This window comes from Streptomyces sp. NPDC102259 (assembly GCF_044766465.1).
Classification (GTDB): domain Bacteria; phylum Actinomycetota; class Actinomycetes; order Streptomycetales; family Streptomycetaceae; genus Streptomyces.
Genome location: NZ_JBIWMA010000002.1, coordinates 193,597 through 219,001, shown reverse-complemented (window position 1 = coordinate 219,001; position 25,405 = coordinate 193,597). Strand labels below are relative to the sequence as shown.

Here is a 25,405-nt window from a genome sequence, read left to right as displayed (position 1 = left end):
GAATCACGCAGCATTCCTGCGTCGACACGCAACGCTTGTTCCTTGTCGGGCGTCCCGGTCAGTTCCTACCTTGGTGTCAACCCCCAGTCGCCACCGTAGGAGAATGGAAAGGTGGAGGTACCTCTCCGTGACCGAGACCCGTGTGCGGCGCCCCCGGCGCTTCCTCGTCTGTGAGCCCAGACATTTCGCCGTGCAGTACGCGATCAACCCCTGGATGCGTCCCGACAGCCCCGTCGACGTCGACCTCGCCCAGGAGCAGTGGCAGGCGCTGATCCGCGCCTACCGGGCCCACGGCCACACCGTGGACACCGTGGAGCCGGCCCCCGGCCTCCCGGACATGGTCTTCGCCGCGAACTCGGCGGTCGTGGTGGCGGGCCGGGTCTTCGGCTCCCTGTTCCACGCGCCCGAGCGGCGGCCCGAGTCCGTCCACTACGACACCTGGTTCAAGGCGGCGGGCTACGACGTCCACCGGCCGGATTCCGTCTGCGAGGGCGAGGGCGACCTGGTGTGGACGGGCCGGTACGTGCTGGCCGGCACCGGCTTCCGGACGACCCGTGAGGCACACCGGGAGGTGCAGGAGTTCTTCGGTCACCCGGTGATCAGCCTGACCCTGGTGGACCCGCACTTCTACCACCTGGACACGGCGTTGTTCGTCCTGGACGACGACAACATCTCGTACTACCCGCAGGCGTTCTCCTCCGGCAGCCGTGAGGTGCTCGCCCGGCTGTATCCGGACGCGGTCCTGGCCACCCGCGACGACGCCATGGTGTTCGGCCTGAACTCGGTCTCCGACGGACGCCATGTCTTCATCGCGCCCCGGGCCGAGGCACTCGCCTCCCGTCTCACCGAGCGCGGCTATGTCCCCGTCCCCGTCGACCTCTCGGAGTTCCAGAAGGCCGGCGGCGGCATCAAGTGCTGCACCCAGGAGATCCGTTCATGACCGCACCCGTCGTCCCGACGCGCACCTCCGCCGATCTGATCCGCGCCGAGGAGCCCGTCCTCGCGCACAACTACCATCCGCTGCCCGTGGTTGTCGCGAGCGCCGAGGGCGCCTGGGTGCAGGACGTCGAGGGCCGCCGCTACCTCGACATGCTGGCCGGCTACTCGGCCCTCAACTTCGGCCACCGGCATCCGCTGCTGATCGAGGCGGCCCACCGCCAGCTGGACCGTCTCACCCTCACCTCCCGCGCCTTCCACAACGACCGCCTCGCCGAGTTCGCCGAGCGGCTCGCGGAGCTGACCGGCCTGGACATGGTCCTGCCGATGAACACGGGTGCGGAGGCGGTCGAGAGCGGCATCAAGGTGGCCCGCAAGTGGGCGTACGAGGTGAAGGGCGTACCCGCCGACCGGGCGACGATCGTGGTGGCCGCCGAGAACTTCCACGGCCGTACGACGACGATCGTGAGCTTCTCGACGGACGAGACGGCACGGGCGGGCTTCGGGCCGTTCACGCCGGGCTTCCGGATCGTGCCGTACAACGACCTGGCCGCGCTGGAGGCGGCCGTCGACGAGACGACGGCGGCGGTGCTGATCGAGCCGATCCAGGGCGAGGCGGGCGTCGTCATCCCCGACGACGGCTATCTGACCGGGGTGCGGGAGCTGACCCGCCGCACGAACTGCCTGTTCATCGCGGACGAGATCCAGTCCGGGCTCGGCCGTACCGGCCGGACGCTCGCCGTGGAGCACGAGGGGGTCGTTCCCGACGTGCTGCTGCTCGGCAAGGCGCTGGGCGGCGGGATCGTGCCGGTGTCGGCGGTGGTGGCCCGGCGGGAGGTGCTGTCGGTGCTGCGGCCGGGCGAGCACGGGTCGACGTTCGGCGGCAATCCGCTGGCCGCGGCGGTCGGCACGGCGGTGGTGGAACTGCTGGAGACGGGTGAGTTCCAGCGCCGGGCGACCGAGCTGGGGGCCGTCCTGCGGGACGGGCTGACCGGGCTGGTCGGCAAGGGCGTCGTCGGTTTCCGGGCGCGCGGGCTGTGGGCGGGCGTCGACGTCGACCCGGCACTGGGCACCGGCCGCGAGGTGAGCGAGCGTCTGATGCGGCAGGGCGTCCTGGTCAAGGACACCCACGGCTCGACCATCCGGCTGGCGCCGCCGCTGACGATCACCGGCGAGGAACTGGCCTCGGCGCTGGCCGCCTTGGAGAGCGTGCTGACGCGGGACGCCTGAGGGACGCGCCCCGCGAGGGGCGCGGATCCCCGGCCGCGCCGGTGCGCGGCACGCCTCCCGGGTGGCTCGGCCGCTGTCGTACAGGCAGGGTGAAGATTGAGTCAGGAGGTGGTAGACCACTCTCAGCGACAGAGAGGTCGGCCGTGGGCGCACACGACGAGGACGACGTTGCCCGCCGGTGGTTCGACGTGGCGGACACCGCCCCCCTGCTGCTCGACACGCGGGGGGTGGTGACGAGCTGGACCCGGGACGCCGAGCGGTTGCTCGGGTGTCCGGCCGCCGAGGCGGTGGGCAGGGACCTGGCCGGGGTGCTCGCCCTCGGGGACAGCGGACGGCTCGCGTACGTCATGGACCGCTGCCGTCGGGACGGCGGCTGGGCGGGACTGCTGACCGCCCGCCGCCGGGACGGGCGGCCGGTGCCCGTCATGGCGCGGTTCACCTCGGCCGACGAGCCCGGCGGCAGCGCGCGCTGGCTGGTCCTGCTGAACGAGATGGCCGACGCCCCCGGCTGGGACATGAGCCGCGCGGTGCTGGAGCGGATGATCGGCGGCTCGCCGATCGGCATCGCGATGGTCGACACCGACCTGCGTTTCGTGTGGTCGAACGCGGCCCTGACCCGGTTCGGCGGCGGTCCGCCCCAGAGCCGGCTGGGGCTGCGGCTGGCCGAGGTCCAGCCGGGTCTGAACTCCGAGGCGATCGAGGCACAGATGCGGCGGGTGCTGGCGACCGGCGAACCCGTCGTCGGTTACGAGCTCGTGGGGCGGGTCAGGGCGGCACCGCACCGCGAGACGGCGCACATGCTGTCGTTCACCCGCCTGGACGACGAGCACGGCGCCCCGATGGGCGTCTACTACACGGTCGTGGACATGACCGAGCGGCACCGCGCCCGGCAGCGGCTCGCCCTGCTCGACCGGGCCGGGCGGCGCATCGGCCGCAGCCTGGACATCGCCCGGACCGCTCAGGAGCTGGCGGACGTGGCGGTGCCGGGGTTCGCCGACCTCGTCACCGTGGATCTGCTGGAGCCGGTGCTGCGGGGCGCGGAGCCCACGCCCGACCAGGCGAGGGACGGCGCGGACGACTCCGTCACGCTGCGCAGGGCGGGACGGCGGGCGACCGGAGATCCCTGGGACGCGACCGGCACCCGCGAGGTCGTGCACCGGGCCGGCTCACCCGCGGTGCGCTGTCTGGCCGGCGGCCGACCCTGGCGGGTCGAACGCCTCGATCCGCTCGACCCGCTCGATCCGCTCACCGAGGAGTGGGTCGCGGGTCTGCCCGCCGGGTCCGAGGCCCCCAGCGCCCTGATCGTGCCGGTCCGGGCGCGCGGCGTCACTCTCGGCGTGACCACGTTCCTGCGGCAGCACCGGCACGAGCCCTTCAGCGAGGACGACCTGGTCCTCGCCGAGGACCTCGTCTCCCGGGCGGCCGTCTGCGTGGACAACGCCCGCCGCTACACCCGCGAGCGCGACGCGGCCCTGGTGCTCCAGCGCAATCTGCTCCCCCGCCGGCTGCCCGAGCAGGACGCGGTCGAGGTGGCCGCCTGCTACCGGCCGGCCGACGAGCTGACCGGCCTCGGCGGCGACTGGTACGACCTGATCCCGCTCTCGGGCGCGCGGGTGGCGCTGGTCGTCGGCGAGGTGCCCGGGCACGGCATCGACGCCGCCGCGGCCATGGGCCGCGTACGGACCGCCGTGCGCACCCTGGCCGCCCTCGACCTGCCGCCCGAGGAGATCCTCGGGCACCTCGACGACCTGGTCAGCCGCATGGACGACGAGGAGGGCGTGGCGGCGGAGACGGAGCCGCAGGGGCCGCCGGATCCACGCAGGGGCGGCGCCCAGACGGTGGGCGCCGCGTGCGTGTACGTCGTCTACGACCCCGTCGACGGGCGCTGCGTGATGGCCGCGGCCGGGCACCCCGCCCCGGCCGTGGTCCTGCCCGACGGCAGCGTCACGTTCCTCGAACTGCCCCAGGGCCCTCCGCTCGGCGCGGGCGGGCCGCCCTTCGAGTCGGCCGAGGTGACCCTGCCGGAGGGCAGCACGCTCGCGTTGCACACGGACGGTCTGCTGGCCCGGGGCGAGCGGTGGGCGCTGGACACCGACCGGGAACGGCTGCGGCAGGCCCTGGAGCAGTCGGCGGACACGCTCGAGCTGCGCTGCGGGACGGTCATCGACGCGCTGGTCCCGGCCCGCCCTTACGACGACGTGGCCCTGCTGATGGCCCGGACCCGCCGGCTGGCCGCCGACCGGGTCGCCGACTGGGAGCTGCCCGCCGACCCGGCGGCGGTGGCCCAGGCCCGCAAGACCGCGAGCCGCCGGCTGGCGGAGTGGGGTCTGACGGAGCTGTCGTTCACCACCGAGCTGGTCGTGAGCGAGCTGGTCACCAACGCCATCCGGTACGCCACCGGACCGATCCGGCTGCGGCTGATCCGCGAGCGCACCCTGGTCTGCGAGGTCTTCGACGGCGGCGCCACCGCCCCGCATCTGCGCCATCCGCGCACCACCGACGAGGGCGGTCGCGGGCTGCTGCTGGTCTCGCAGGTCACCCAGCGGTGGGGCACCCGTTTTCTCTCCGAGGGCAAGATCATCTGGGCCGAGCAGTCACTCACCGATCCCGGCGTGTGACCGGCTCCGCGGCGCGACTCATCCACCTCATTCATCACATCACATGAGAAAATGATGCAAGACCGGCGGATGGGGCGCGGCCATGAACGACACGGTGATCGACTACGCGGCGGTGTTCCAGGCGCTGCCGGGCATGGTGGCACTCCTGACGCCCGAGCTGGTGTACGCGGACGCCAACAGGGAGTTCCTGCGGATGACCGGCCGCACACGCGAGCAGTTGGTCGGCCGGCACCTCTTCGAGGTCTTCCCCGACAATCCGAACGACGGCGCCGCGAGCGGCATGCGCAACCTGGCGGCCTCGCTGCACCGGGTGCTGACCACCGGCGAGCGGGAGGCCATGGCGCTCCAGCGCTACGACGTCGAGTCGGGCGAGCGGCCGGGCGAGTGGGACGAGCGCTACTGGAGCCCCGTCAACGCGCCCGTGCACGGACGGGACGGCTCGGTGGTGCTGCTGGTGCACCGGGTCGAGGAGGTCACCGAGCTGATCCGGGCCCGCGGCGGCCGCGGGGCGGGCGGGAACGGAGCGCGGGCGGGCAGCAGGGGCCGCGTCCTGGAGGCCGAGCTGTACACCCGCGCCCGTGAGCTCCAGGAGCTCAACGAGCGACTGCGGCTGGCGCACGCCCGTGAGCGCGAGGTGGCCCTCGCCCTTCAGGAGGCGATGCTGCCGGCCGGCCGGCAGGTCGGACACCACCGGGCCGCCGTGCGCTACCGGCCGGCGGTCGGCGCGCTCAACGTGTGCGGGGACTGGTACGACCTGGTGGACCTCGTCGGCGGCAACCGCATCGGCGTATCGGTCGGCGACGTCGTCGGGCACGGTCTGGCGGCCGCCGGGGTGATGGGCCAACTGCGCAGCGCGCTCAGCGCCACCTCCCGGGTCGCCGCGGGCCCGGCCGAGGCGCTGAACGTCCTCGGGCGGTACGCGCACGTCGTGGACGGCGCCGAGTCGGCCACCGCGGTCACCACGTTCATCGACTTCGACCACCGCACCATCACCTACAGCAGCGCCGGGCACCCGCCGCCCGTGCTCGTCCACATCGACGGCCGGGTGGAGTTCCTCGACCGGGCCACCGACCCCCCGCTCGACGCCCGGCCCACGCCGGTCCGCCGGCCCCAGGCACGCACCGCCTACGAAATCGGCGCCACCCTCGCCCTGTACACCGACGGACTCGTGGAACGGCGGCACGAGGACATCGACACGGGTCTCGCCCGCCTCGCCGACTCCCTCGCGCGCCACCGGGAGGCGGACCCGGAGTCCCTCGCCGACGCCGTCCTGCTGGAGCTGCTGCCGCCCGGCGGCGCGACCGACGACACGGCGCTGGTGATCGTGCGGCTGTGAGTGCCGCCGCCGGCCGACGCCGGGCAGCGGGACGCCGTGGAAATCCGGCGGCGGGGGGCGCGTGCCCGCGTCCGGAAGGGTCAAGGACGCGGGGCAGGTGACAAGTTGATGAAGATCCATCGAAAGCGGTGCGACATCTGCGACGTCTCACCCTCGGTGGATGTGGGAACGACACGGTTGCGGCAAGATCCGTGGAGATTCGACGAAAAAGCGCCGCGGGCGCCTCCCGACGGCGGCACGATCGCTGCCCGCGGCTCCCTGCGGCTTGCTGCGCACCGTCCAGGAGCAGCACCCTGGTCAGGCGGCCATCCCGCCGATCCGCCGGAGTGAGGAGCGACCCCTTGTTCTACTACGTGCTCAAGTACGTCTTGCTGGGCCCCCTGCTGAGACTGGTCTTCCGACCTCGGATCGAAGGCCTCGAGCACGTACCGGAGTCGGGTCCGGCGATCGTCGCCGGGAACCATCTGTCGTTCTCGGACCACTTCCTGATGCCCGCGATCCTCAAGCGCCGCATCACCTTCCTCGCGAAGGCCGAGTACTTCACGGGTCCCGGCATCAAGGGCCGGCTGACCGCCGCCTTCTTCCGCAGCGCGGGCCAGATCCCGGTCGACCGCTCCGGCAAGGAGGCCGGCCAGGCCGCGATCCGCGAGGGCCTCGGCGTGCTGAGCAAGGACGAACTGCTCGGTATCTACCCGGAGGGCACCCGCTCCCACGACGGCCGCCTGTACAAGGGCAAGGTCGGGGTGGCCGTGATGGCGCTCAGGGCTCAGGTCCCCGTCATCCCCTGCGCGATGATCGGCACCTTCGAGGCACAGCCGCCCGGCAAGGTGATCCCGACCCTGCACCCCGTGGCGATCCGCTTCGGCAAGCCCCTCGACTTCTCCCGCTACCTCGGCATGGAGAACGAGAAGGCGGTGCTGCGCGCGATCACCGACGAGATCATGTACGCGATCCTGACGCTGTCCGAGCAGGAGTACGTGGACCAGTACGCCGCCGTCGCCAAGGCGGAGGCGCAGGCGGCCGCCAAGGCGGCCAAGGCGGAGCGGGAGCGCAAGTTCCCACGCCTGCCGTCGCGTTGACGTTCCGTCGCCGGCTGACGCTTCGTCAAGACGCCTGAAAGGGCGGCCGGATCGCTCCGGCCGCCCTTCGCTGTCGCTCAGGCGGTGCTACGGCTTGGGCGTGGCGTGCGGCGCGCAGGTCACGTCCGCGGTGTCCAGCTTGCCGGTGAGGAGGTAGGCGTCCACCCGCGCGTTGATGCAGGTGTTCACCAGGCTGGTCACTCCGTGGGAGCCGGCGTCCTTCTCGGTGATCAGACGGGATCCCTTGAAGCGCTTGTGCAGTTCGACGGCACCGTCGTACGGGGTGGCCGCGTCATCCGTGGACTGCACGATGAGCACCTGCGGCAGGCCCTTGTGGGCCTTGACGTCCACCGGCGTCTGCTGCTTGACCGGCCAGTAGGCGCACGGCAGGTTCATCCACGCGTTGGCCCACGTCATGAACGGGTAGTCCTTGTTGAGCCGCGTGTTGTCGCTGTTCCACTTCCGCCAGCTGGTGGGCCACTTGGCGTCGGTGCACTCGACGGCGGTGTAGACGGCGTTGCCGTTCTCCGAGGAGATGTTGCCGGCCGTGTCGGTCAGGTCCGGCGCGGCCGCGTCGACGAGCGCCTGGGTGTCTCCCGCGAAGTACTTGCTGAAGACCGTGGCGACCGGGATCCACGAGGAGTCGTAGTACGGGGCGCTCTGGAAGAAGGAGATCAGCTCGGCCGGGCCGACGATCCCGCCGATGGGGTTCTTCTTCGCGGTGGCCCGCAGTTCGAGCCACTTGGCCTGGACGGCGGCGCGGGTGGTGCCGAGGTGGAAGGTCGCGTCGTTGGCGGCGACCCAGTCCTGCCAGTCCTTCCAGCGGCCCTCGAAGGCGACGTCCTGGTCGAGGTTGGCCTCGTACCAGATCTTCTCGCGGGAGGGGTTGACCACGCTGTCGACGATCATGCGGCGCAGGTGGCCGGGGAACATGGTGCCGTAGACGGCGCCGATGTAGGTGCCGTAGGAGACGCCCAGGAAGTTGAGCTTCTTCTCGCCCAGGGCCGCCCGGATGACGTCCAGGTCGCGGACGGTGTTCGGGGTGGTCATCTGCGCCAGCACGGCCTTGCCGCTGCGCTCGGCGCACCCGTCCGCGTACTCACGGGCGAGCTTGATCTGCGCGAGCTTGTCGGCCTCGCCGTCCGGGACCGGGTCGGCCTTCGGCGCCTTGACGAACTCCTGCGGGTCGATGCAGGAGATGGGCGCGGAGTGGCCGACACCGCGCGGGTCGAAGCCCACGAAGTCGTAGGCCCTCGCCACGTTGGTCCAGACGGGTGCCTTGGTGGTGACACGGCGCGGGAAGCGCAGGCCCGAGCCGCCGGGGCCACCGGGGTTGTAGACGAGCGCGCCCTGGCGCTCCGCGGCCGTGCCCGTGTTGCCGATGCGGTCGACGGCGAGCTTGATCTGCTTGCCGTTGGGCTTCGCGTAGTCGAGCGGCACGGTGACCCAGCCGCACTGGATCGGCTTCTCCAGGCCCCAGTCGGCGGGGCAGTCCTGCCAGTCGACGCCGGCCTTCCCGGCGCGCTCCGCGGCGATCGCGGCGCCACGCGCCTCCCGGTCCTGGCTTGGACGGCCGCTGGTCGCGCTGGCCGTGGGCGCCGCGAAAGCGCCGGCGAGCATCGTCGCGGCGACGAGTACGCCGGCCGAGCCGAGCGCCGTGGTGCGCTTGTTCGGTCGTATGTCCTTCAAGTGGGAACTCCCCTACCTGGTGATGGCGGCAGGGGGATCCTCGCGGCTATGAGGTACCTGAGAAAAGGTGTCGTTGACCTTCTTTGCCAATCCGATAACCGGAAAGTGATGTACCGCTCACCGGATGTCGACATCGGCGAGCGCCTCGTCCAACGCCCGCCGCAGCCGCAGCGCGTCGGGCGCGACGGCGGTGACGAGAGCGGCGGGCCCGGCCAGCGGCATGACCCTGGCGTGCTCGCCGACGCTCCGGGCCACCGCCGGCGTCTCGAGGAACTCCGGCCGTACGACGACGAGTTGACCCACGGCACGATACCCCGCGAGGACGGCGGGCCCATCCCAGCCACCGGGCGCGCCGGGCCCGCAGGCCAGTTCCTGATCGACGACGACTCGCCCGGCGACCCGCACGGTGAGTCGGCTGGTCAGCCTCCCCGGCTCCTCCCCCACCCGGCCGAGCACCTGCTCCTCGCGCAGCACCAGCCGGGCGTCGGCCCCGAGCTCGACCCGCGTGGCGACGAACAGTTCGCTCCCCTTGGCCGAGATCAACTGCTCGGGCAGCCAGCGCAGTTCGCCGCCGTCGGCGACCGTGAGGCGTACGTCGTAGTGGGCTTCGTCCTTCGCCTGCCCGGGCAGGGCGATGGTCGCGGCGGCCGAACCGACGTGCAGCCGGGCGCCGCTCCCGACGTCGGCCTCGACGGCGAAGCGGTCACCGCCGAGAGGCCCGCTCATCGCGCCGACGAGCATGACGCGTGCCTCGCCGTCGGCGCCCCGGGTGCGCCGCAGGGCGAGCGGTCCGTCGCTCTCCAGGACGGGCAGGGAGGTCCCGCCGCGTCCGTCGGCCCTCGCCCCGATCCGCGCGGTGGCGCGCACTCCGCTCATGTCACGCCGTCCAGGCCGTGAACTGGGCCCGCACCCACGCGGCGACGTCCGTGACACCGCCCTCGCTCCGCAACGACTGGAAGACGACCGGAAGTTCGGCCCGCTGGGCCTTGGCGTCGGCGGCCATCCGGGCGAGGTCGGAGCCGACGTACGGTGCGAGGTCGGTCTTGTTGACGACGAGCAGATCGGCGGTGGTGACACCGGGCCCGCCCTTGCGCGGGATGTCGTCCCCGCCGGCGACGTCGATGACGAAGATCTGCGCGTCCACGAGGCCCTTGGAGAAGGTCGCGGTGAGGTTGTCCCCGCCGGACTCGACGAGGATCAGGTCCAGCGGCCCGACCTCGTCCTCCAGATCCTCCACGGCCTCGAGGTTGGCGGAGATGTCGTCCCGGATCGCGGTGTGCGGACAGGCGCCCGTCTCGACGGCGGTGATCCGCTCGGGCGGCAGCACGGCCTCCCGCAGCAGGAACTCGGCGTCCTCCCGGGTGTAGATGTCGTTGGTGACGACAGCGAGGGACAGTTCGTCACGCAGGGCCCGGCAGAGAGCCGCGACGGTCGCGGTCTTGCCGGAACCGACGGGACCGCCGAGCCCGATACGCAGGGCGCGGCGCGAACCGTCCGTCCGACGCGCGTCGGCGCCGACGGCGGCGGGTCCAAGGTGGGAGTGGTCAAGATGCACAACGGCTCCTGTTCAGCCGGTCCGGGTCAACTCAGCCCGTCCGGCGCTTGAGGACGAGGCCCGTCCAGGGCCGAAAGAGGGGGTCTGGGGGTCTGGGGGCAGCGCCCCCAGGGTCGGGAACGGGAAAGGGCGGCGGGGGCGAGACCCCTCACGAGGCGAACAACCGCACCGGCCAGCCGGCATGCACCTCCGCCCCGATCTCCAGCAGCGGCGCCGAAGCCGCCGGCAACACGTCGACGCCCTTCGTCGGCACCGCGGCCCCGCAGGACACCGCCCGGTCGACCACCCGGTCCAGCTCCGGCGCCAGCCGCGCCAGCACCGCCGTGGCCTCGAACGGGTCGAGGCTCAGCAGCCGCACCACGGCCGTCGCCGGTCCGCTCACGCTCTCGTAGACCGAGCAGTACGCCGCGTCCTCCGCCCCGAGCCCGGCCGCCCGCGCCGTCAGCCCCAACACCACCGGCTGATGGGCCCCCTTGGGGAACTCCCCGGCCAGGGCGTCGAGTTCGGCGCTGGGCCAGGCCGCCCGGGCGGCCCGCATCAGTTGCCGGCCCAGTTTCCTGGCGGTCAGCCGCAGCGCGGGGGACGGGGTGCGGGCGTCCGCCGCCGCGTCCAGCTCCGCCGGGTCGGCCCCGGCCGCGGCGGCGGCCGCCAGCGCCGCCGTCACCAGTCCCGTGGTGTGCAGCCTTCCGCGGAGGAAGGCCTCCAGGCTCGTCGCGCCCGTGATCCGTCCCGCCTTGACGGCCTCCTCCGCCCCGCCGGAGTGCGCGTGTCCTCCGGCGGGGAAGCGGCCGTCGGCCAGGACGAGCAGTGCTGCCCTTGTCACATCGACGTCCTCAGAACAGAGATCGGCATCGGCGTCAGAACAGGAAGTAGCGCTGCGCCATGGGCAGTTCGGCGGCCGGCGTCGCCTCGACCAGCTCCCCGTCGATGTGCACGGCGAAACTGTCGGGGTCGACCTGGACGCGCGGCCGGGCGTCGTTCTCCCGCATGTCCGCCTTGGTCACACCCCGCGTGGAGTCGATGGCGAGGAACTTCTTGCCCAGCTGCAGACGCTCCGGCAGCCCGTCCTCGATCGCGAGCGGCGCCACGAAGTTGAACGAGTTGGACGCGGGTGCCCGGCCGATCGCGCCGTACATCGGACGCGGCAGGATCGGCTGCGGCGTCGGGATCGAGGCGTTGGCGTCGCCCATCTGCGCGTACGCGATCTGCCCGCCCTTGATGACGAGGTGCGGCTTGACGCCGAAGAACGCCGGCTCCCACAGCACCAGGTCGGCGAGCTTGCCGCCCTCGACCGAGCCGATCTCGCGGGCCAGGCCCTGAGCCAGCGCGGGGTTGATCGTGTACTTGGCGATGTAGCGGCGCACCCGGTGGTTGTCCGCCCGGCCGTCGCCCGGCAGGGAGCCCCGACGCCGCTTCATGACGTGCGCCGTCTGCCAGGTCCGCAGGATGACCTCGCCGACCCGGCCCATGGCCTGTGCGTCGGAGGAGATGATCGAGATCGCCCCGAGGTCGTGCAGGACGTCCTCGGCCCCGATCGTCGACGGCCGGATGCGCGACTCGGCGAACGCCAGGTCCTCGGGTACCGCCGGGTTGAGGTGATGGCACACCATCAGCATGTCGAGGTGTTCCTCGGCGGTGTTCACCGTGTACGGCCGTGTCGGGTTGGTCGAGCTCGGCAGCACGTGCGGCTCGGAGACCACGGTCATGATGTCCGGCGCGTGCCCGCCGCCCGCACCCTCGGTGTGGTAGGCGTGGATGCCGCGTCCGGCGATCGCGGCGAGCGTGTCGCCGACGAACCCGGCCTCGTTGAGGGTGTCCGTGTGGATCGCGACCTGGATGCCCGTCCGGTCGGCGACGGTCAGCGAGGCGTCGATGACGGCCGGCGTCGAGCCCCAGTCCTCGTGCAGCTTCAGGCCGAGCGCCCCGCCCCGGATCTGCGACAGCATCGCGTCCTGCGAGACGGTGTTGCCCTTGCCGAGGAAGCCGATGTTCAGCGGGTACTGCTCCATCGCCTCCAGCATCCGCGCGAGGTGCCAGGGGCCGGGCGTGACGGTGGTCGCCTTCGACCCTTCGGCCGGCCCGGTGCCGCCGCCGACCAGTGTCGTGACGCCGGCGGAAAGCGCCTCGTCGGCGATCTGCGGGCAGATGAAGTGGACGTGCGCGTCGACCGCGCCGGCCGTGAGGATCCGTCCGTTGCCGGCGATGATCTCGGTCTCCGGGCCGATGACCAGGTCCGGGTGGACGCCGTCCATCGTGTCGGGGTTGCCGGCCTTGCCGATGCCGGTGATCCGCCCGTCGCGGATGCCGACGTCGGCCTTCACCACCCCCCAGTGGTCGACGACGACCGCGCCCGTGATGACGGTGTCGGGCGTGCCGTCCGCGCGCGTGGCGCGGGACTGCCCCATGGACTCACGGATGACCTTGCCGCCGCCGAAGACCGCCTCGTCACCGGCGAGTCCGGGGCCGCCGCAGCGGTCCTCCTCGATCTCGATCAACAGATCGGTGTCGGCGAGTCGGATACGGTCGCCGGTCGTCGGGCCGAACAGGTCGGCGTACGCGGCACGCGAGATCTCAGGCATCGAGGGCACCTCCGGTCTCCCCGCGCAGACCGGGCACGACCCGGGCGCCGGCGAGGGGGACGAGTTCGACGTCGACGGGGATCCCGGGCTCGAAGCGCACCGCGGTGCCGGCGGCGACGTTCAGCCGTCGGCCGTGCGCGGCGGCGCGGTCGAACTCCAGGCCGGGGTTGGCCTCGGCGAAGTGGTAGTGGGAGCCGACCTGCACGGGCCGGTCGGCGGCGTTGAGGACGGTGAGCCGGGTGACCTCGCGGCCCTCGTTGTAGACGACCGGGTCCGCGGCGAACAGGATCTCTCCGGGAATCATCGAGGCCCCCTCAGACGATCGGGTCGTGGACGGTGACGAGCTTGGTGCCGTCCGGGAAGGTGGCCTCGACCTGGACGTCGTGGATCATCTCCGGGATGCCCTCCATGACGTCGTCGCGGGTGAGCAGCTTGCGGCCGGAGGACATGAGCTCGGCCACCGTACGGCCGTCACGCGCGCCTTCGAGGATGTGCGACGTGATGAGAGCCACGGCCTCCGGGTGATTGAGCCTGAGCCCGCGGGCCCGGCGCTTCTCGGCGACGTCGGCCGCCACGTGGATCAGCAGCCTCTCCTGCTCGTGCGGGGTCAGTTGCACGTCCCACCTCACATCCTCGCTCCGGACCGTGCGGGGCCCGGTTGCCGCGGCCACGGGGAAAAGACCCTGGTGGCATGGATCGGCAGGCTAGTTGGACCGCATTTCGAGCAAGTTAACCGAGCTGTGATCGATTCAGGCCCGCAGCACCTCGACCGGGGCGGGGCCGAACAGCGACTGCCGGACGAGGGAAGCGACCGACCCGGCACGAGGGCGCCTTCCGGATCGACCGCTACGCCGTCGAGGACCGGACCGTATACGGCGCGGTGGTCGTCACGGCCGAGGGGCCCAGCCGCTGACCGCCTCGGCCGCGAGCCCACTGGTCGCCCAGCCGCTCCAGCAGGCGGTCGCCCAGCCGGCGGCCGCCTCGGCCGCCCGGGTGACGACGGTGGACGTGGTGGCGGCTCCGGCCGCCGACCCGCGCGGTGCGGCCCTCGGCACGAGCGTGCTGCCGCCGGCCCTCGCCGGGATCACGGCGGGCGCGGTGGCGTCGCTGCCGGGCCCGCGCGGGGTCCGTGGGGTGATCGCGCCGGTCGGCGCCGCCGCCCTGGTCGGGCACGGGGCCGCGCACCCCCGGCGCCGGGGCCGTGCACGGCCTTTCGGGGGCCTACGGCTCTCGGGCCCCGCCCACGCTCCGTGCCGCCCTACGACGGATTCGATCCCCGGTACTCCGCCGTGACCCCGAACCGGTGCTGTTCGCGAGGGGCGGACGCGACCTCGCGCACCGTGGTGACCGAGCTGATCACCGGCTCCTCCGCGGCCTTGTCGAGTGCGTCGAGTCGCTCCAGGTCAGCGGCGGAGACGAGGGCGACCAGAGGCTTGCCGTGGCGTGTCACGACGACCCGCTCACCGCCGTACACCACGCGGTTGATCAGGTCGGCGAGTTCAGCCCTGGCTTGCGTCACCGGAATCTCGTAGGCCATGACCCCATTCTAACGTCACGTACGTCCTGTACATTTTTTACAGATACCGTCAGACGTTGAAGGAGGGGGCTCCGATGTACCGACCGTCCGCCCGTCATGTCCTGCCCGAGTTCACCGAGCGCACGAGCTTCGGGCACCGGACCATGGATCCGTACGCGAAGCTGCTGGAGGAGCGGATCCTCTTCCTGGGGACGCCGATCGACGACATCTCGGCGAACGACGTGACGGCCCAGTTCATGTACCTCGAGCACAAGGACCCGGACCGGGACATCGCGCTGTACATCAACTCCCCCGGCGGCTCCTTCAGCGCGATGACGGCCCTCTACGACACGATCCGGTACGTCACGTGCGACGTGGAGACCATCTGCCTGGGTCAGGCGGGCTCGACCGCGGCGGTGCTCCTGGCGGCGGGCACGCCCGGCAAGCGGTACGCGCTGCCGGGCGCGCGGATGACGATCCGCCAGCCGTCCCTGCCCGAGCCCTTCCAGGGACAGGCGAGCGATCTGGCCATCCAGGCCGAGGAACTGGCCCGCACCCGCGCGAGCCTGGAGGAGATGCTCGTACGGCACACCGGGCGGACCCCGGAGCAGGTGACGGCGGACATCGAGCGGGACACCTTCCTCACCGCCCAGGAGGCCCTGGAGTACGGCCTGGTGGACGGGATCGTCACGGGCCGCAAGGCCTCGGCCGACGCCCCCGGCGGGAGGTGACCGCCGATGGTGCCCGAGCTGCCGCCGCTGCCCGCGCTGACCCGCGCGGAGGCCGAGCTGATCGACGGATACCTCGACGTGGTCGACATGCTCGGCCGGATCAATCCCGCCCACCACGGCGACACCTACCGCGGACTGCGCGCCGCCCAGGCGCTGGTGACCAAGGCGACCGCGCTGCGCGACGCGCTGACGCTGATGCACCAGCGGGGCGAGAGCGAGCTGCACGCGCCGACGCTCGCGCGGGCGCTGCGCGTCCTGGACGGGGAGCGCCGCACCGCGCGGGTCACGCTGCCCCCGCTCGCCGACGGTTGAGCCGACCGGCCGACCCCGGTCCGGACCCGGCACGCCCAGGACGTGACGACCGGACCGGAGTCGAAACGACCCAGAAGGCGTACCCCCGTTCGGCAGAACGTCTACTGTTCCCCCAGACGCCCAGAGGTTGCGCAAAAGGGCGCACTTGGGGCGGAACGGGAGGCGTCACCGCTGGTGGGAGCCCCTGAGGCGGCCCGGCACCTGATCGTCCATCAGAGTGTTCACCCGAACGGGTGAGTGGTGAGTAACCCCACAAATCCCCGGTTCCGTTGGGATTTTCGGACATCGGTGAGCCAAGATCCCTGACTGACGACAAGCCCCCGCCACAAGCGGCGGGGCGGTCCGGGCGGACGCCGAGTCCTGCCGCCTCCCGGATGACCGGTCGACAGGAGTGCATCGGCAGGAGTGGAGGACCCAAGCATGACGGGTCGCCGGAACGGTCACGCCATGACCGGACCGAGCAGCCCTTGGGGTGAAGCCGCAGCAGCGGCCGGGCAACTTCGCCAGCCCGAATCCGACAGGTCATCCTTCACAGGCGGCTGACGAAGGGTTGCGCATGACTGCGCTCAATCGTGTCCCGTCGCTCATGGCCCGGGCCGGTACGGCCTCGGCTTTCGCCATCGCCGCCGTGGGCGGCTCGGTCGTGGTCCCGGGGCTCGCCCCCGACGCCGCGGCCGCCACACCGGCGACGAAGGCGCTCCAGATCGCGGCCTCCAAGAAAGGTGCTCCGTACAAGTACGGGGCCACCGGACCGAAGAGGTTCGACTGCTCCGGGCTCACGCTGTACTCGTTCAAGAAGGCGGGCAAGAGCCTGCCTCGGACGGCGGCCCAGCAGTACAACAAGACGAAGCACATCTCGTCGTCGAGCCGCAAGGCGGGCGACCTCGTGTTCTTCCACTCGGGCTCGAACGTGTACCACGTCGGGATCTACGCGGGTAAGGGCAAGATCTGGCACTCGCCGAAGACCGGCGACGTGGTGAAGCTCCAGAAGATCTGGACCAAGAGCGTCTGGTACGGGCGGGTCCGCTAGGGCCCTCTCAGGGTCACGGGCTGGTTTTCCCGGGGCGGTGGGGGCGTCCTGACGCGCCTTCACCGCCCCGGGAGCTCACCCTCCGCCGGAGCCGTCAGAGCCCCGGCCACCGGCTCCGCCGCCGGGACGGCCCACGGGAGCTCGACGGTGACCGTCTTGCCGCCCTCCCGGGTGGGCCGCACTCTCAGCTTGCCGCCGCACTCAGCGGTCAGCCAGCGAATGATCACCATGCCTCGGCCGTTGTCCTGCTGGACGGCGGCCGGCAGTCGTTTGGGGAAGCGCGGGTGGCTGTCGGTGACCCCCACGCGCAGGTGTTCGTCCCGTTCGAGGACCAGGCCCACCGTGAAGGTGGGCGACTGCCCGAAGGTGTGCTGTACGGCGTTGGTGGCGAGTTCCGAGACGATCAGCCGGATGGCGTCGGCCGTCTCCGCGTCCGCGGGCAGGCCCCATTCCACGAGGACTCCGGTCACGAAGACGCGGGCCGTGGAGACCGAGGCGGGATCGCTCGGCAGAGTGACGGATGCTTCCAGGTGATCTGCCATGGCGACGTCGTCCCTTTCCCACGGGACCGGGAGCCCGACACGGTGCGGATGGTTCGAGTACGGTCCCGGACTGGTGCTTCTTCGCCAGACTGCCATTACCGCGCCGGTCACGGGTGGGATCCACCAAGATATGCATATATCTGTCGCCCAATGCGGTGAACTCTGCGACGGCAGAGCGTATTTGGTCGGCCCGATAGGAGTAAGGAGGGACCCATGCAGCACGGTCCCGCGGTGCGCCGCCGAAAGCTGGGCGCCGAACTGCGCAATCTGCGCGCCCAGGCCGGGCTCACCAGTGGTGAGGCGGCCCGGCTCGTGGGCTGGCACCAGTCCAAGGTGAGCCGTATAGAGACCGGTATCAGTGGATCGAAACCGGCCGATGTGCGGTTACTCCTCGACGCCTATGGTGTCGAGGATCAGCAACTGCGGGAGCTGATGCTGGCGCTGGCCGGCGCCGACGGCAGTGGCGGCCGGGACCACTGGTGGCACGCCTACCGCGGGGTGCTGCCGCCCACCTACCGGGACTTCATCAGTCTGGAGTCGCAGGCGAGCGCGATGCGCACCCTGGAGACGACGGTGGTGCCGGGGCTGCTGCAGACGCCCGAGTACGCACGCGCGGTGACCAGGGCGGCCGTGGAGGGGGGCGACGAGGATCAGCTCGACACCCTGGTGGAGGTTCGGCTGGCCCGCCAGGACGTGCTGCGGGCGCAGCCGCCGCTGGAACTGTGCGCGGTACTGGACGAGGCGGTGCTGCGGCGGGAGGTGGGCGGGCCCGAGGTGATGGCGCGACAGCTGGGTCGGCTCGTGGAAGCCGCCCGATTGCCCCAAGTGCGGCTCCAGGTACTGCCGTTCGCCGCCGGAGCGCATATCGGGGTAACCGGCCCTTTCGTTATCTTCTCATTTTCGCGCACTTCTGATCTGGACGTGGTTGTTCTCGACCACTTGACGAGTAGCCTCTATCTCGAACGGAAAGAAGACCTCCAGGCCTACACCGAGGCCTTCAACGCCCTTCGGGCGCACGCCCTTTCGCCCGGGGACTCATCGGATTACATCGCCGCGATAGCCGACGGCGCGTAAGGAGGCACCATGTCCGCACCACCGCGGAACGTACCTTCCAGTACCGATCCCGACCGTCTCCCTGATGTGCGGTGGCTGCGCAGCAGCTACAGCACGGGAGCGAACAACTGCGTGGAGACCGCCCGGCCGGCCTCCGGCCCCTGGGCCGGTCTGCTCGCCGTACGCGACTCCAAGGACCCGGCCGGACCCGCCCTGCTCTTCTCCCCCGAGAGCTGGACGGGCTTCACGGCCGCGTTCTCACCGGCACGCTGACCGCACCGCAGTAGTCAGAGGCGGTCCACGGCCGTGTCACGCCGACTCATGGTCGTGTTTCGCCGATCACCCGTACAGCGCGTTCCAGCTCGGCCCCGGAGAGGTCCGCACGCGCGGTCAGCCTGAGGCGCGAGATGCCGTCGGGCACGGAGGGAGGACGGAAGCAGCCCACGGCCAGGCCTGCCGACCGGCAGTCCGCCGCCCAGCGCACGGCCCCCTCCGGGGACGGCGCACGCACGGAGACGACCGCGGCGTCCGGACGCACCGCTGCCAGACCCGCGGCCGTCAGGCGCGCGTGCAGCTCGCCCGCCACCGCACGCGCGCGCGACGCGCGCTGCGGCTCCCGGCGCAGCAGCCTGAGGGCCGCCAGCGCCGCGCCCGCCGCCGCCGGCGCCAGGCCGGTGTCGAAGATGAACGTCCGGGCCGCGTTCACCAGATGCTCGATCACCCGCGCGGGCCCCAGTACGGCGCCGCCCTGGCTGCCCAGCGACTTGGACAGCGTGACCGTGACGACGACGTCGTCGGCGCCCGCCAGCCCCGCCGCGTAGGGAGCGCCCTGCCCGCCGTCCCCGAGCACACCGAGCCCGTGGGCGTCGTCGACGACCAGTCCGGCGCCGTGCTCCCGGCAGGCGGCCGCCAGGGCGGCCAGCGGGGCGGCGTCGCCGTCGACCGAGAAGACCGTGTCGGAGACGACCACGGCCGGGCCGTCGTGCGTGCCGAGCGCCTTGCGCACCGCGTCCGGGTCGGCGTGCCCGACGACCTGGGTCGTGCCGCGGGCCAGCCGGCAGCCGTCGATGAGCGAGGCGTGGTTGCCCGCGTCGGAGACGATGAGCGAGCCGTGGGGGGCCAGCGCGGTGACCGCGGCCAGGTTGGCCGCGTACCCGGAGGAGAAGACGAGGGCCGCCTCGAAGCCGCAGTGCTCCGCGAGCTCCCGCTCCAGCTCGGCGTGCAGCTCGGTGGTGCCCGTGACGAGCCGGGAGCCGGTCGCCCCGCCGCCCCAGGTCCTGGCGGCCGCCGCGGCGCCCTCCGTGACCTCGGGATGGCGGGCGAGGCCCAGGTAGTCGTTGCTCGCCAGGTCGAGGAGCGGCGAGTCGGCCGGGCGGGGCCGCAGCGTCCGTACGAGTCCGGCCCGGCGGCGCAGCTCCGCCTGTTCGTCGATCCAGCCGAACGCCATGGGTCCTCCGGGCTTTTGTAGGTAGCGGACAGACACTAGCGGGCCGGCCGCCCACCCACGGTGTGGCAATACCCACACGTCGAACCCGGTGTGTTGTGTGATCCCTACCTTGGCCCGGAGCGGGTGCGTAGGACAGGATCGGCTCTCATGGACCTGCTGAACACGCTGGTGGACAAGGGGCTTCGGCGCGAGCTGCCGACCCGCGAGGAAGCTCTGGCCGTGCTGGCCACTTCCGACGACGACGTGCTGGACGTGGTGGCCGCGGCCGGCCGGGTGCGCCGGCAGTGGTTCGGGCGACGGGTGAAACTCAACTACCTCGTCAATCTCAAGTCGGGGCTGTGCCCCGAGGACTGCTCCTACTGCTCCCAGCGACTCGGCTCGACGGCCGGGATCCTGAAGTACACCTGGCTCAAGCCGGAGGAGGCCTCGCAGGCGGCGGCGGCCGGGCTGGCGGGCGGGGCCAAACGGGTCTGTCTGGTGGCGTCCGGGCGCGGTCCGACGGACCGTGACGTGGACCGGGTCGCCGGCACCATCAAGGCGATCAAGGACCAGAACGAGGGCGTCGAGGTCTGCGCCTGTCTGGGCCTGCTCTCCGACGGCCAGGCCGAACGGCTGCGCGAGGCGGGCGCGGACGCCTACAACCACAACCTGAACACCTCCGAGGGCACGTACGGGGAGATCACGACCACGCACACGTACGCCGACCGGGTGGACACGGTGCAGAAGGCGCACGCGGCGGGCCTGTCGGCGTGCTCGGGCCTGATCGCCGGCATGGGCGAGTCCGACGAGGACCTCGTGGACGTCGTCTTCTCGCTGCGGGAGCTGGACCCGGACTCCGTGCCGGTCAACTTCCTCATCCCGGTCGAGGGCACCCCGCTCGCCAAGGAGTGGAACCTCACCCCGCAGCGCTGCCTGCGCATCCTGGCGATGGTGCGGTTCGTCTGCCCGGACGTCGAGGTGCGCATCGCGGGCGGTCGTGAGGTCCATCTGCGCACGATGCAGCCGCTCGCCCTGCACCTGGCCAACTCGATCTTCCTGGGCGACTACCTCACGACCGAGGGCCAGGCCGGCAAGGCCGACCTGGAGATGATCGCGGACGCCGGTTTCGAGGTCGAGGGCGCGGAGCAGGTCACCCTGCCGGAGCACCGGGCGACGGCGGGCGGCGGCTGCGGCTCGCACGAGGGGGGCGGCTGCGGCTCGCACGAGGGGGGCGGCTGCGGCTCGCACGAGGACTCCGGATGCGGCTCGCACGCGGGCGGCGGGGTGTGCGGCTCCGCCCCGGCGTCGACGACACCGGCGTCGGCCCCGACTCCGGCCGCGGCGGTCGGCGAGGCCCGTACGGACCTGGTCGCCGTACGCCGCCGTGGCGCCGGTACCGATCTCGCGCCCAATGCCTGAGCTGCCCCCGCTCGGGGTGCCCGAGCTGCTGGAACTCGACCGGCGGCACGTGTGGCATCCGTACGGTCCGATGCCCGGCCGGGTCGAACCGCTCGTCGTGGAGTCGGCGAGCGGGGTACGGCTACGGCCGGCGGACGGCTCGGGTGAGCTGGTCGACGGCATGGCGTCCTGGTGGGCGGCGATCCACGGCTACAACCACCCGGTGCTCAACGAGGCCGTGCGCGAGCAGCTGGGCCGGATGAGTCATGTGATGTTCGGCGGGCTCACCCACGAGCCCGCCGTACGCCTGGCGAAGCTCCTTGTCGACATGTCGCCCGACGGTCTGGAGCATGTCTTCCTCGCCGACTCCGGCTCGGTGTCGGTCGAGGTGGCGGTGAAGATGTGCCTCCAGTACTGGCGCTCGCTGGGCCGCCCGGCCAAGCGACGCCTGCTGACCTGGCGCGGCGGCTACCACGGCGACACCTGGCAGCCGATGTCCGTGTGCGACCCCGAGGGCGGGATGCACGACCTGTGGACCGGGGTGCTGCCCCGACAGGTCTTCGTGGACGCGCCTCCGGTGGAGTTCGAGGAGGCGTACGCCGACCTGCTGCGCGAGACGATCGAGCGGCACGCCGACGAACTGGCCGCGGTCATCGTGGAGCCGGTGGTGCAGGGCGCGGGCGGGATGCGGTTCCACTCCCCCGGGTATCTGCGGGTGCTGCGCGAGGCGTGCGACGCCCACGACGTGCTGCTCGTGTTCGACGAGATCGCGACCGGGTTCGGCCGTACGGGCGCGCTGTTCGCGGCGGGGCACGCCGCGGTGACGCCGGATGTCATGTGCGTCGGCAAGGCGTTGACCGGCGGCTATCTGACGATGGCCGCGACGCTGTGCACCTCCCGGGTGGCCGACGGGATCTCGCGGGGCGAGGTACCGGTCCTGGCCCATGGGCCGACGTTCATGGGCAACCCGCTCGCCGCGGCCGTCGCCTGCGCCTCGATCGAGCTGCTGCTCGGTCAGGACTGGCTCGCGGAGGTCAAGCGGATCGAGGCGGGGCTGCGGGAGGGTCTCGCGGAAGCTGCCGAGATCCCGGGTGTGCGGGACGTCCGGGTCCTCGGCGCGATCGGCGTCGTCCAGCTCGACCGCCCCGTGGACATGACGGCCGCCACCCGGGCCGCCGTGCGCGAGGGCGTCTGGCTGCGGCCGTTCCGCGATCTGGTCTACACGATGCCGCCGTACGTCACCGGTGACGTGGACGTGGCACGGATCGCGCGCGCGGTGTGCGCCGCGGCGCGGGAGGGATGAACATGCCGATCCTGGTGATCACGGGGACGGGCACGGAAGTCGGCAAGACCGTCACGACGGCCGCGGTCGCCGCGTCGGCGCTCGCGGCGGGGCGGTCGGTGGCCGTCCTCAAGGCCGCGCAGACCGGCGTACGCGCGGACGAGAGCGGGGACGCCGCCGAGGTGGCCCGGCTCGCGGGCGCGGTGACGACGGCCGAACTGGCCCGCTATCCCGAGCCGTTGGCTCCGGCGACGGCGGCGCGCAGGGCGGGCCTGGCGGCGGTGCGGCCGCAGGACGTGGCGGAGGCGGCGCAGAAGCTGGCCGCCGCACACGACCTGGTGCTCGTCGAGGGGGCGGGCGGGCTGCTCGTACGGTTCGACGAGGCGGGCGGGACGCTGGCCGACGCGGCGCAGCTGCTGCGGGCGCCGGTGCTGGTGGTGGCCACGGCGGGCCTCGGCACGCTGAACACGACGGAACTGACGGCCCGTGAACTGCGCGCCCGGGGAGTCGAGTTGCTGGGTGTCGTGATCGGCAGCTGGCCCGACTCCCCCGATCTGGCGTCCCGTTGCAATGTCGCGGATCTGCCGGAGGTGGCCGGGGCCCCGCTGCTGGGGGCGCTGCCGTCGGGGGCGGGCGCTCTCGCACCCGCCGACTTCCGTACCGTGGCGCCCGGTTGGCTGGCGCCACGGCTGGACGGGACGTGGGAGGCGGCGGCCTTCCGGGAGCGGACCGGTTCGGGGTTCTAGCCGTCGTCCGCGTCCGCGAGCAGCCGTACGAGTTCGATGCGGGAGCGGATGCCGAGGCGGGTGAAGACGCCGCGCAGGTGGTGGTCGATGGTGCGGGGGCTGAGGGCGAGGCGGGCGGCGATCTCCCGGTTCGTGGCGCCGTCGGCGGCCATCCGGGCGACCAGGAGTTGCTGGGCGGTCAGATGGGCCGTCGGGCGCCGGTCGCCGCGGGTGGGGGCCGCGGGGGCGCCGAGCGCGCGCAGTTCGGCGCGGGCGCTCTCGGCGCAGTGCGGGGCGCCGAAGGATTCGAACGCCTCCAGGGCGCTGTGCAGCCGGTCGCGGGCCTCCGTGCGGCGGCGCAGCCTGCGCAGCGCGCTCCCGAACAGCAGTTCGGTGCGGGCCCGTTCGAAGGCGCGCGTTCCTTCGGCGTGCAGCCGGAGGGCCGTGCGGTAGTGCTCGACGGCGTCGGCGCCCGGCGTGAGCAACGCCCGGCAGCGGGCGCTGAGGGCCAGGTCGTCGGCGCTGTCGACGGCGCGGGCCCAGCGGTCGTAGTCGGCGTGCGCGGCGCGCGCCACGCGGGTGTCGCCGGTGCGGACGGCCGCCTCGACATAGTGCGGGGTGGCCAGGTGGCGGATGGCCCGGTGGCCGTGCCCCGGGCCCGAGGCGGCGAGCGCGCGCAGCCGGGCCGCGGCCGCGGCGAAGCGGCCGGAGCCGAGGTCGAGGAAGGCGAGCGCCCACTGCGCCAGTGCGGCGGGCAGGCCCAGGGCGTGGGCGAGGGCGTAGGACCGGGCGGCCGCGGCCCGCTCCCGGCACAGCTCCTCGTCGCCGGTGAGCGCGGCGAACATCGCCAGGGCGGCCTGGAGATGGCAGGCGCCGTTGTCCTGTCCGGTGGCGTACGCCTGGCGCAGCGCGTCCAGCGCGGCGGCCTCGGCGGCGCGCGGGCGGCCGGTCCAGAAGTCGGCGTAGGCACGGAACTCCATCGCCTGCGACACGGCGGCGGTGACGCCCCGGGCGCGGGCCGCGGCGGCGGCCCGGACCGTGGCGGTGGCGGCGCGGGTGTGGTCGCCGAGCATCAGGGCGGCGATGCCCGCGTGCAGGAGGAGGGTGGGGTCGCCGCCCGGACCGCACCGTCCGGCGGTGGCCTCCAACAGGTCGCGCGCGTCCTCGTACCGCCCGTCGACGGCCGCGGCGATGCCGCCGAGCACTCCCGGCGGGTCGACGCCCGACTGCGCTGCGACGAGCGTCGCTTCACGACATCGGCGCAGGTCACCGGTGTAGACGGCGGCTTCGGCGGCTCGGGCCAGGAAGTGGGCGACGGGGGCCGCGGTGGCCGCTCCCGCTCCCTCGCCGGACGCACGGGAGGCGACGGAGGGGGCGAGGGAGGAGGCGGCGGCGCCGCTCCGCCCCGGGGGCCGGTCGCCGGGCACGGGCCGCGCCCCGGCCGCCCGTGCCGCCCCGGCCAGCAGCGCGTCGAACGCCTCCCCCGCGTGCCCGGTCCGCAGGGCGAGGATGCCGGTGAGGGCGTCGGCGTCGGTGCGGGCGGCCAGGGTGCGGGACCGGTCGCCGTCGCCACGGTGCCAGGCGTCGGCCGCCGCGTGGGCGAGCAGCCGGGACCGTTCGCCCGGGTCCGTGCAGAGCACGGCGGCGCGTTCGGCGAGGGCGCCCGAGAGCGCCGGGTCGCCGGCGGCGCGCGCCCGGTCGGCCGCCGCCGTCAGTTCCGCGGCCAGCCGGGCACTGGGCCCGAGCGCGCCCGCGCCCCGGTGCCAGGACCGCCGGGGCGTCTCCGCCGGGCCGTGCAGGACGCGGGCGAGCAGCCGGTGGGCGTCGCGCCGGTCGGCCGGGGCGGCCGTCTCGTACGCGGCGATCCGGGTCCAGGCGTCGCGGAAGCCGACCCCGCCGGCCGTGGCGTAGGCGATCCCGGCAGCCTCGGCCGCGTCGAGGGGCCGGGTGTCGAGGCGGGCGGCGGCGACGGCGCGCAGGAAGGCGTGGGTGGCCACCGGGTACTGGTCGGCGGCCGCCAGCAGGAGCACCAGCCGGGTGCCGTCGGGCAGCGCGCGGACCTCCCGGCGGTGGGCGCGCAGCGTCTCGGGGGCGAGGTCGGCGGGTTCGGCCGGCAACGGGTCGAGGCCCGCCGCCTGCCGTTCGGTCAGCCGCGCGGCGAGTTCGTCGGCGGCGCGCGGATCGCCGTATACGAGGCGCAGCACGCGCACGCGGACGCCTTCGGACAGCGCCGGGGCCGGGCGCGGTCCCGCGCCCGGGGGCGTCGGTGGCGAAGTGCGGTCCAGCGACGGGGGGTTCACTCGTGTCACCACACAAGTGACGTTACTGGCGGGTTACTTGAACCGTAAAGACTGGCGATTTCACCGAT

At 72.8% G+C, this 25,405-nt stretch carries 24 protein-coding genes, 1 pseudogene and 1 riboswitch; of the genes and pseudogenes, 14 read left to right on the top strand and 11 right to left on the bottom strand.

Features of this window, described 5'->3' with window-relative positions:
• Positions 1 to 127 precede the first annotated feature (127 nt).
• From ddaH to ACIRPU_RS05565, 5 genes are all read left to right on the top strand, one after another.
• Positions 128 to 940 carry a dimethylargininase gene (ddaH, locus tag ACIRPU_RS05585; RefSeq protein ID WP_403862080.1) on the top strand — a complete coding sequence of 271 codons (813 nt, stop codon included), beginning with the start codon at positions 128 to 130 and terminating at the stop codon, positions 938 to 940.
• Positions 937 to 2,166, top strand: coding sequence for an ornithine--oxo-acid transaminase (gene rocD, locus ACIRPU_RS05580; RefSeq protein WP_403862077.1), 1,230 nt, complete (start codon positions 937 to 939; stop codon positions 2,164 to 2,166). The genes ddaH and rocD overlap by 4 nt, the downstream gene beginning before the upstream one ends.
• A 143-nt stretch (positions 2,167 to 2,309) precedes the next feature.
• Entirely contained in the window at positions 2,310 to 4,784 is a 2,475-nt protein-coding gene (locus ACIRPU_RS05575) for a SpoIIE family protein phosphatase (RefSeq protein WP_403862074.1), read from the top strand.
• An 82-nt stretch (positions 4,785 to 4,866) separates the two neighbouring features.
• Complete coding sequence (locus ACIRPU_RS05570; protein ID WP_403862071.1) at positions 4,867 to 6,120, top strand: PP2C family protein-serine/threonine phosphatase; 1,254 nt, start codon at positions 4,867 to 4,869, stop codon at positions 6,118 to 6,120.
• A gap of 341 nt (positions 6,121 to 6,461) precedes the next feature.
• The gene (locus ACIRPU_RS05565) at positions 6,462 to 7,199 is read left to right on the top strand and encodes a lysophospholipid acyltransferase family protein (protein WP_385555204.1); all 738 of its coding nucleotides are present in this window, start codon (positions 6,462 to 6,464) and stop codon (positions 7,197 to 7,199) included.
• An 87-nt stretch (positions 7,200 to 7,286) separates the two neighbouring features.
• Here ACIRPU_RS05565 and ACIRPU_RS05560 read toward each other — a convergent pair whose 3' ends face one another.
• The 7 genes from ACIRPU_RS05560 to ACIRPU_RS05530 form a co-directional block, all read right to left on the bottom strand.
• Positions 7,287 to 8,819, bottom strand: coding sequence for an alpha/beta hydrolase (locus ACIRPU_RS05560; protein WP_403863522.1), 1,533 nt, complete (start codon positions 8,817 to 8,819; stop codon positions 7,287 to 7,289).
• Positions 8,820 to 9,005: 186 nt separating this feature from the next.
• Positions 9,006 to 9,764 carry an urease accessory protein UreD gene (locus ACIRPU_RS05555; RefSeq protein WP_403862068.1) on the bottom strand — a complete coding sequence of 253 codons (759 nt, stop codon included), beginning with the start codon at positions 9,762 to 9,764 and terminating at the stop codon, positions 9,006 to 9,008.
• 1 nt (position 9,765) lies between these two features.
• A complete protein-coding gene (ureG, locus tag ACIRPU_RS05550; protein ID WP_384110567.1) occupies positions 9,766 to 10,443 on the bottom strand; it encodes an urease accessory protein UreG in 678 nt (225 codons plus the stop codon).
• A 148-nt stretch (positions 10,444 to 10,591) separates the two neighbouring features.
• Complete coding sequence (locus tag ACIRPU_RS05545; protein ID WP_403862065.1) at positions 10,592 to 11,266, bottom strand: urease accessory protein UreF; 675 nt, start codon at positions 11,264 to 11,266, stop codon at positions 10,592 to 10,594.
• A 34-nt stretch (positions 11,267 to 11,300) separates the two neighbouring features.
• Positions 11,301 to 13,022 carry an urease subunit alpha gene (locus ACIRPU_RS05540; RefSeq protein WP_355704577.1) on the bottom strand — a complete coding sequence of 574 codons (1,722 nt, stop codon included), beginning with the start codon at positions 13,020 to 13,022 and terminating at the stop codon, positions 11,301 to 11,303.
• Positions 13,015 to 13,326, bottom strand: a complete 312-nt coding sequence (locus tag ACIRPU_RS05535) for an urease subunit beta (RefSeq protein WP_384110576.1) — start codon at positions 13,324 to 13,326, stop codon at positions 13,015 to 13,017. Before ACIRPU_RS05535 ends, ACIRPU_RS05540 begins: the two co-directional genes overlap by 8 nt.
• Before the next feature lie 10 nt (positions 13,327 to 13,336).
• Positions 13,337 to 13,639, bottom strand: a complete 303-nt coding sequence (locus tag ACIRPU_RS05530; RefSeq protein ID WP_028808600.1) for an urease subunit gamma — start codon at positions 13,637 to 13,639, stop codon at positions 13,337 to 13,339.
• Positions 13,640 to 13,809: 170 nt separating this feature from the next.
• Here ACIRPU_RS05530 and ACIRPU_RS05525 point away from each other — a divergent pair.
• Positions 13,810 to 14,204 (top strand): annotated as a pseudogene (locus ACIRPU_RS05525) (ABC transporter permease); the annotation flags it as partial.
• 76 nt (positions 14,205 to 14,280) lie between these two features.
• Here ACIRPU_RS05525 and ACIRPU_RS05520 read toward each other — a convergent pair.
• Positions 14,281 to 14,559, bottom strand: coding sequence for a type II toxin-antitoxin system Phd/YefM family antitoxin (locus ACIRPU_RS05520; protein WP_355704579.1), 279 nt, complete (start codon positions 14,557 to 14,559; stop codon positions 14,281 to 14,283).
• A gap of 74 nt (positions 14,560 to 14,633) precedes the next feature.
• Here ACIRPU_RS05520 and ACIRPU_RS05515 point away from each other — a divergent pair, with 74 nt between their 5' ends.
• The 3 genes from ACIRPU_RS05515 to ACIRPU_RS05505 all read left to right on the top strand — a co-directional run bounded on the left by ACIRPU_RS05515 (position 14,634) and on the right by ACIRPU_RS05505 (position 16,611).
• On the top strand, positions 14,634 to 15,269 hold the full coding sequence (locus tag ACIRPU_RS05515; RefSeq protein WP_403862060.1) for an ATP-dependent Clp protease proteolytic subunit: 636 nt from the start codon (positions 14,634 to 14,636) through the stop codon (positions 15,267 to 15,269).
• Positions 15,270 to 15,275: 6 nt separating this feature from the next.
• Positions 15,276 to 15,581 (top strand): hypothetical protein, encoded by a 306-nt coding sequence (locus ACIRPU_RS05510; RefSeq protein WP_355704581.1) that lies wholly within the window; start codon positions 15,276 to 15,278, stop codon positions 15,579 to 15,581.
• 341 nt (positions 15,582 to 15,922) lie between these two features.
• Positions 15,923 to 16,134, top strand: a riboswitch (cyclic di-AMP (ydaO/yuaA leader).
• Positions 16,135 to 16,137: 3 nt separating this feature from the next.
• Complete coding sequence (locus ACIRPU_RS05505; protein WP_171395903.1) at positions 16,138 to 16,611, top strand: C40 family peptidase; 474 nt, start codon at positions 16,138 to 16,140, stop codon at positions 16,609 to 16,611.
• 59 nt (positions 16,612 to 16,670) lie between these two features.
• Here ACIRPU_RS05505 and ACIRPU_RS05500 read toward each other — a convergent pair whose 3' ends face one another.
• Positions 16,671 to 17,153, bottom strand: coding sequence for an ATP-binding protein (locus ACIRPU_RS05500; RefSeq protein WP_403862055.1), 483 nt, complete (start codon positions 17,151 to 17,153; stop codon positions 16,671 to 16,673).
• Positions 17,154 to 17,366: 213 nt separating this feature from the next.
• Between ACIRPU_RS05500 and ACIRPU_RS05495 the strand changes: the two genes are divergently transcribed.
• Both ACIRPU_RS05495 and ACIRPU_RS05490 read left to right on the top strand, forming a co-directional pair.
• Positions 17,367 to 18,227 carry a helix-turn-helix transcriptional regulator gene (locus ACIRPU_RS05495; RefSeq protein ID WP_355704583.1) on the top strand — a complete coding sequence of 287 codons (861 nt, stop codon included), beginning with the start codon at positions 17,367 to 17,369 and terminating at the stop codon, positions 18,225 to 18,227.
• 9 nt (positions 18,228 to 18,236) lie between these two features.
• Entirely contained in the window at positions 18,237 to 18,479 is a 243-nt protein-coding gene (locus ACIRPU_RS05490) for a DUF397 domain-containing protein (RefSeq protein WP_384110590.1), read from the top strand.
• A 46-nt stretch (positions 18,480 to 18,525) separates the two neighbouring features.
• Here ACIRPU_RS05490 and ACIRPU_RS05485 read toward each other — a convergent pair whose 3' ends face one another.
• Positions 18,526 to 19,653: an 8-amino-7-oxononanoate synthase gene (locus ACIRPU_RS05485; protein WP_403862051.1), complete on the bottom strand. Its 1,128-nt coding sequence runs from the start codon at positions 19,651 to 19,653 to the stop codon at positions 18,526 to 18,528.
• 147 nt (positions 19,654 to 19,800) lie between these two features.
• Between ACIRPU_RS05485 and bioB the strand changes: the two genes are divergently transcribed.
• The 3 genes from bioB to bioD are packed head-to-tail and all read left to right on the top strand — an operon-like array spanning position 19,801 to position 23,058.
• On the top strand, positions 19,801 to 21,051 hold the full coding sequence (gene bioB, locus ACIRPU_RS05480; RefSeq protein WP_403862048.1) for a biotin synthase BioB: 1,251 nt from the start codon (positions 19,801 to 19,803) through the stop codon (positions 21,049 to 21,051).
• Positions 21,044 to 22,333: an adenosylmethionine--8-amino-7-oxononanoate transaminase gene (locus ACIRPU_RS05475; RefSeq protein WP_403862045.1), complete on the top strand. Its 1,290-nt coding sequence runs from the start codon at positions 21,044 to 21,046 to the stop codon at positions 22,331 to 22,333. Before bioB ends, ACIRPU_RS05475 begins: the two co-directional genes overlap by 8 nt.
• Before the next feature lie 2 nt (positions 22,334 to 22,335).
• Entirely contained in the window at positions 22,336 to 23,058 is a 723-nt protein-coding gene (gene bioD / locus ACIRPU_RS05470) for a dethiobiotin synthase (protein WP_403863519.1), read from the top strand.
• Here the strand turns inward: bioD and ACIRPU_RS05465 are convergent.
• Positions 23,055 to 25,247 carry a LuxR C-terminal-related transcriptional regulator gene (locus ACIRPU_RS05465; protein WP_403862042.1) on the bottom strand — a complete coding sequence of 731 codons (2,193 nt, stop codon included), beginning with the start codon at positions 25,245 to 25,247 and terminating at the stop codon, positions 23,055 to 23,057. The two genes, bioD and ACIRPU_RS05465, sit on opposite strands and share 4 nt — an antisense overlap.
• Positions 25,248 to 25,405: the final 158 nt, after the last annotated feature.

Bases quoted from the DNA above. Each gene is read 5' to 3' on its own strand.
- ACIRPU_RS05495 (WP_355704583.1), top strand. From the start codon at position 17,367: ATGCAGCACGGTCCCGCGGTGCGCCGCCGAAAGCTGGGCGCCGAACTG.
- bioB (WP_403862048.1), top strand. From the start codon at position 19,801: ATGGACCTGCTGAACACGCTGGTGGACAAGGGGCTTCGGCGCGAGCTG.
- ACIRPU_RS05510 (WP_355704581.1), top strand. From the start codon at position 15,276: ATGGTGCCCGAGCTGCCGCCGCTGCCCGCGCTGACCCGCGCGGAGGCC.
- ACIRPU_RS05475 (WP_403862045.1), top strand. From the start codon at position 21,044: ATGCCTGAGCTGCCCCCGCTCGGGGTGCCCGAGCTGCTGGAACTCGAC.
- ACIRPU_RS05485 (WP_403862051.1), bottom strand. From the start codon at position 19,653: ATGGCGTTCGGCTGGATCGACGAACAGGCGGAGCTGCGCCGCCGGGCC.
- ACIRPU_RS05540 (WP_355704577.1), bottom strand. From the start codon at position 13,022: ATGCCTGAGATCTCGCGTGCCGCGTACGCCGACCTGTTCGGCCCGACG.
- ACIRPU_RS05555 (WP_403862068.1), bottom strand. From the start codon at position 9,764: ATGAGCGGAGTGCGCGCCACCGCGCGGATCGGGGCGAGGGCCGACGGA.
- ACIRPU_RS05570 (WP_403862071.1), top strand. From the start codon at position 4,867: ATGAACGACACGGTGATCGACTACGCGGCGGTGTTCCAGGCGCTGCCG.
- ACIRPU_RS05505 (WP_171395903.1), top strand. From the start codon at position 16,138: ATGACTGCGCTCAATCGTGTCCCGTCGCTCATGGCCCGGGCCGGTACG.
- ACIRPU_RS05490 (WP_384110590.1), top strand. From the start codon at position 18,237: ATGTCCGCACCACCGCGGAACGTACCTTCCAGTACCGATCCCGACCGT.
- ACIRPU_RS05520 (WP_355704579.1), bottom strand. From the start codon at position 14,559: ATGGCCTACGAGATTCCGGTGACGCAAGCCAGGGCTGAACTCGCCGAC.
- ACIRPU_RS05515 (WP_403862060.1), top strand. From the start codon at position 14,634: ATGTACCGACCGTCCGCCCGTCATGTCCTGCCCGAGTTCACCGAGCGC.
- ACIRPU_RS05535 (WP_384110576.1), bottom strand. From the start codon at position 13,326: ATGATTCCCGGAGAGATCCTGTTCGCCGCGGACCCGGTCGTCTACAAC.
- ACIRPU_RS05500 (WP_403862055.1), bottom strand. From the start codon at position 17,153: ATGGCAGATCACCTGGAAGCATCCGTCACTCTGCCGAGCGATCCCGCC.
- bioD (WP_403863519.1), top strand. From the start codon at position 22,336: ATGCCGATCCTGGTGATCACGGGGACGGGCACGGAAGTCGGCAAGACC.
- rocD (WP_403862077.1), top strand. From the start codon at position 937: ATGACCGCACCCGTCGTCCCGACGCGCACCTCCGCCGATCTGATCCGC.
- ACIRPU_RS05560 (WP_403863522.1), bottom strand. From the start codon at position 8,819: ATGCTCGCCGGCGCTTTCGCGGCGCCCACGGCCAGCGCGACCAGCGGC.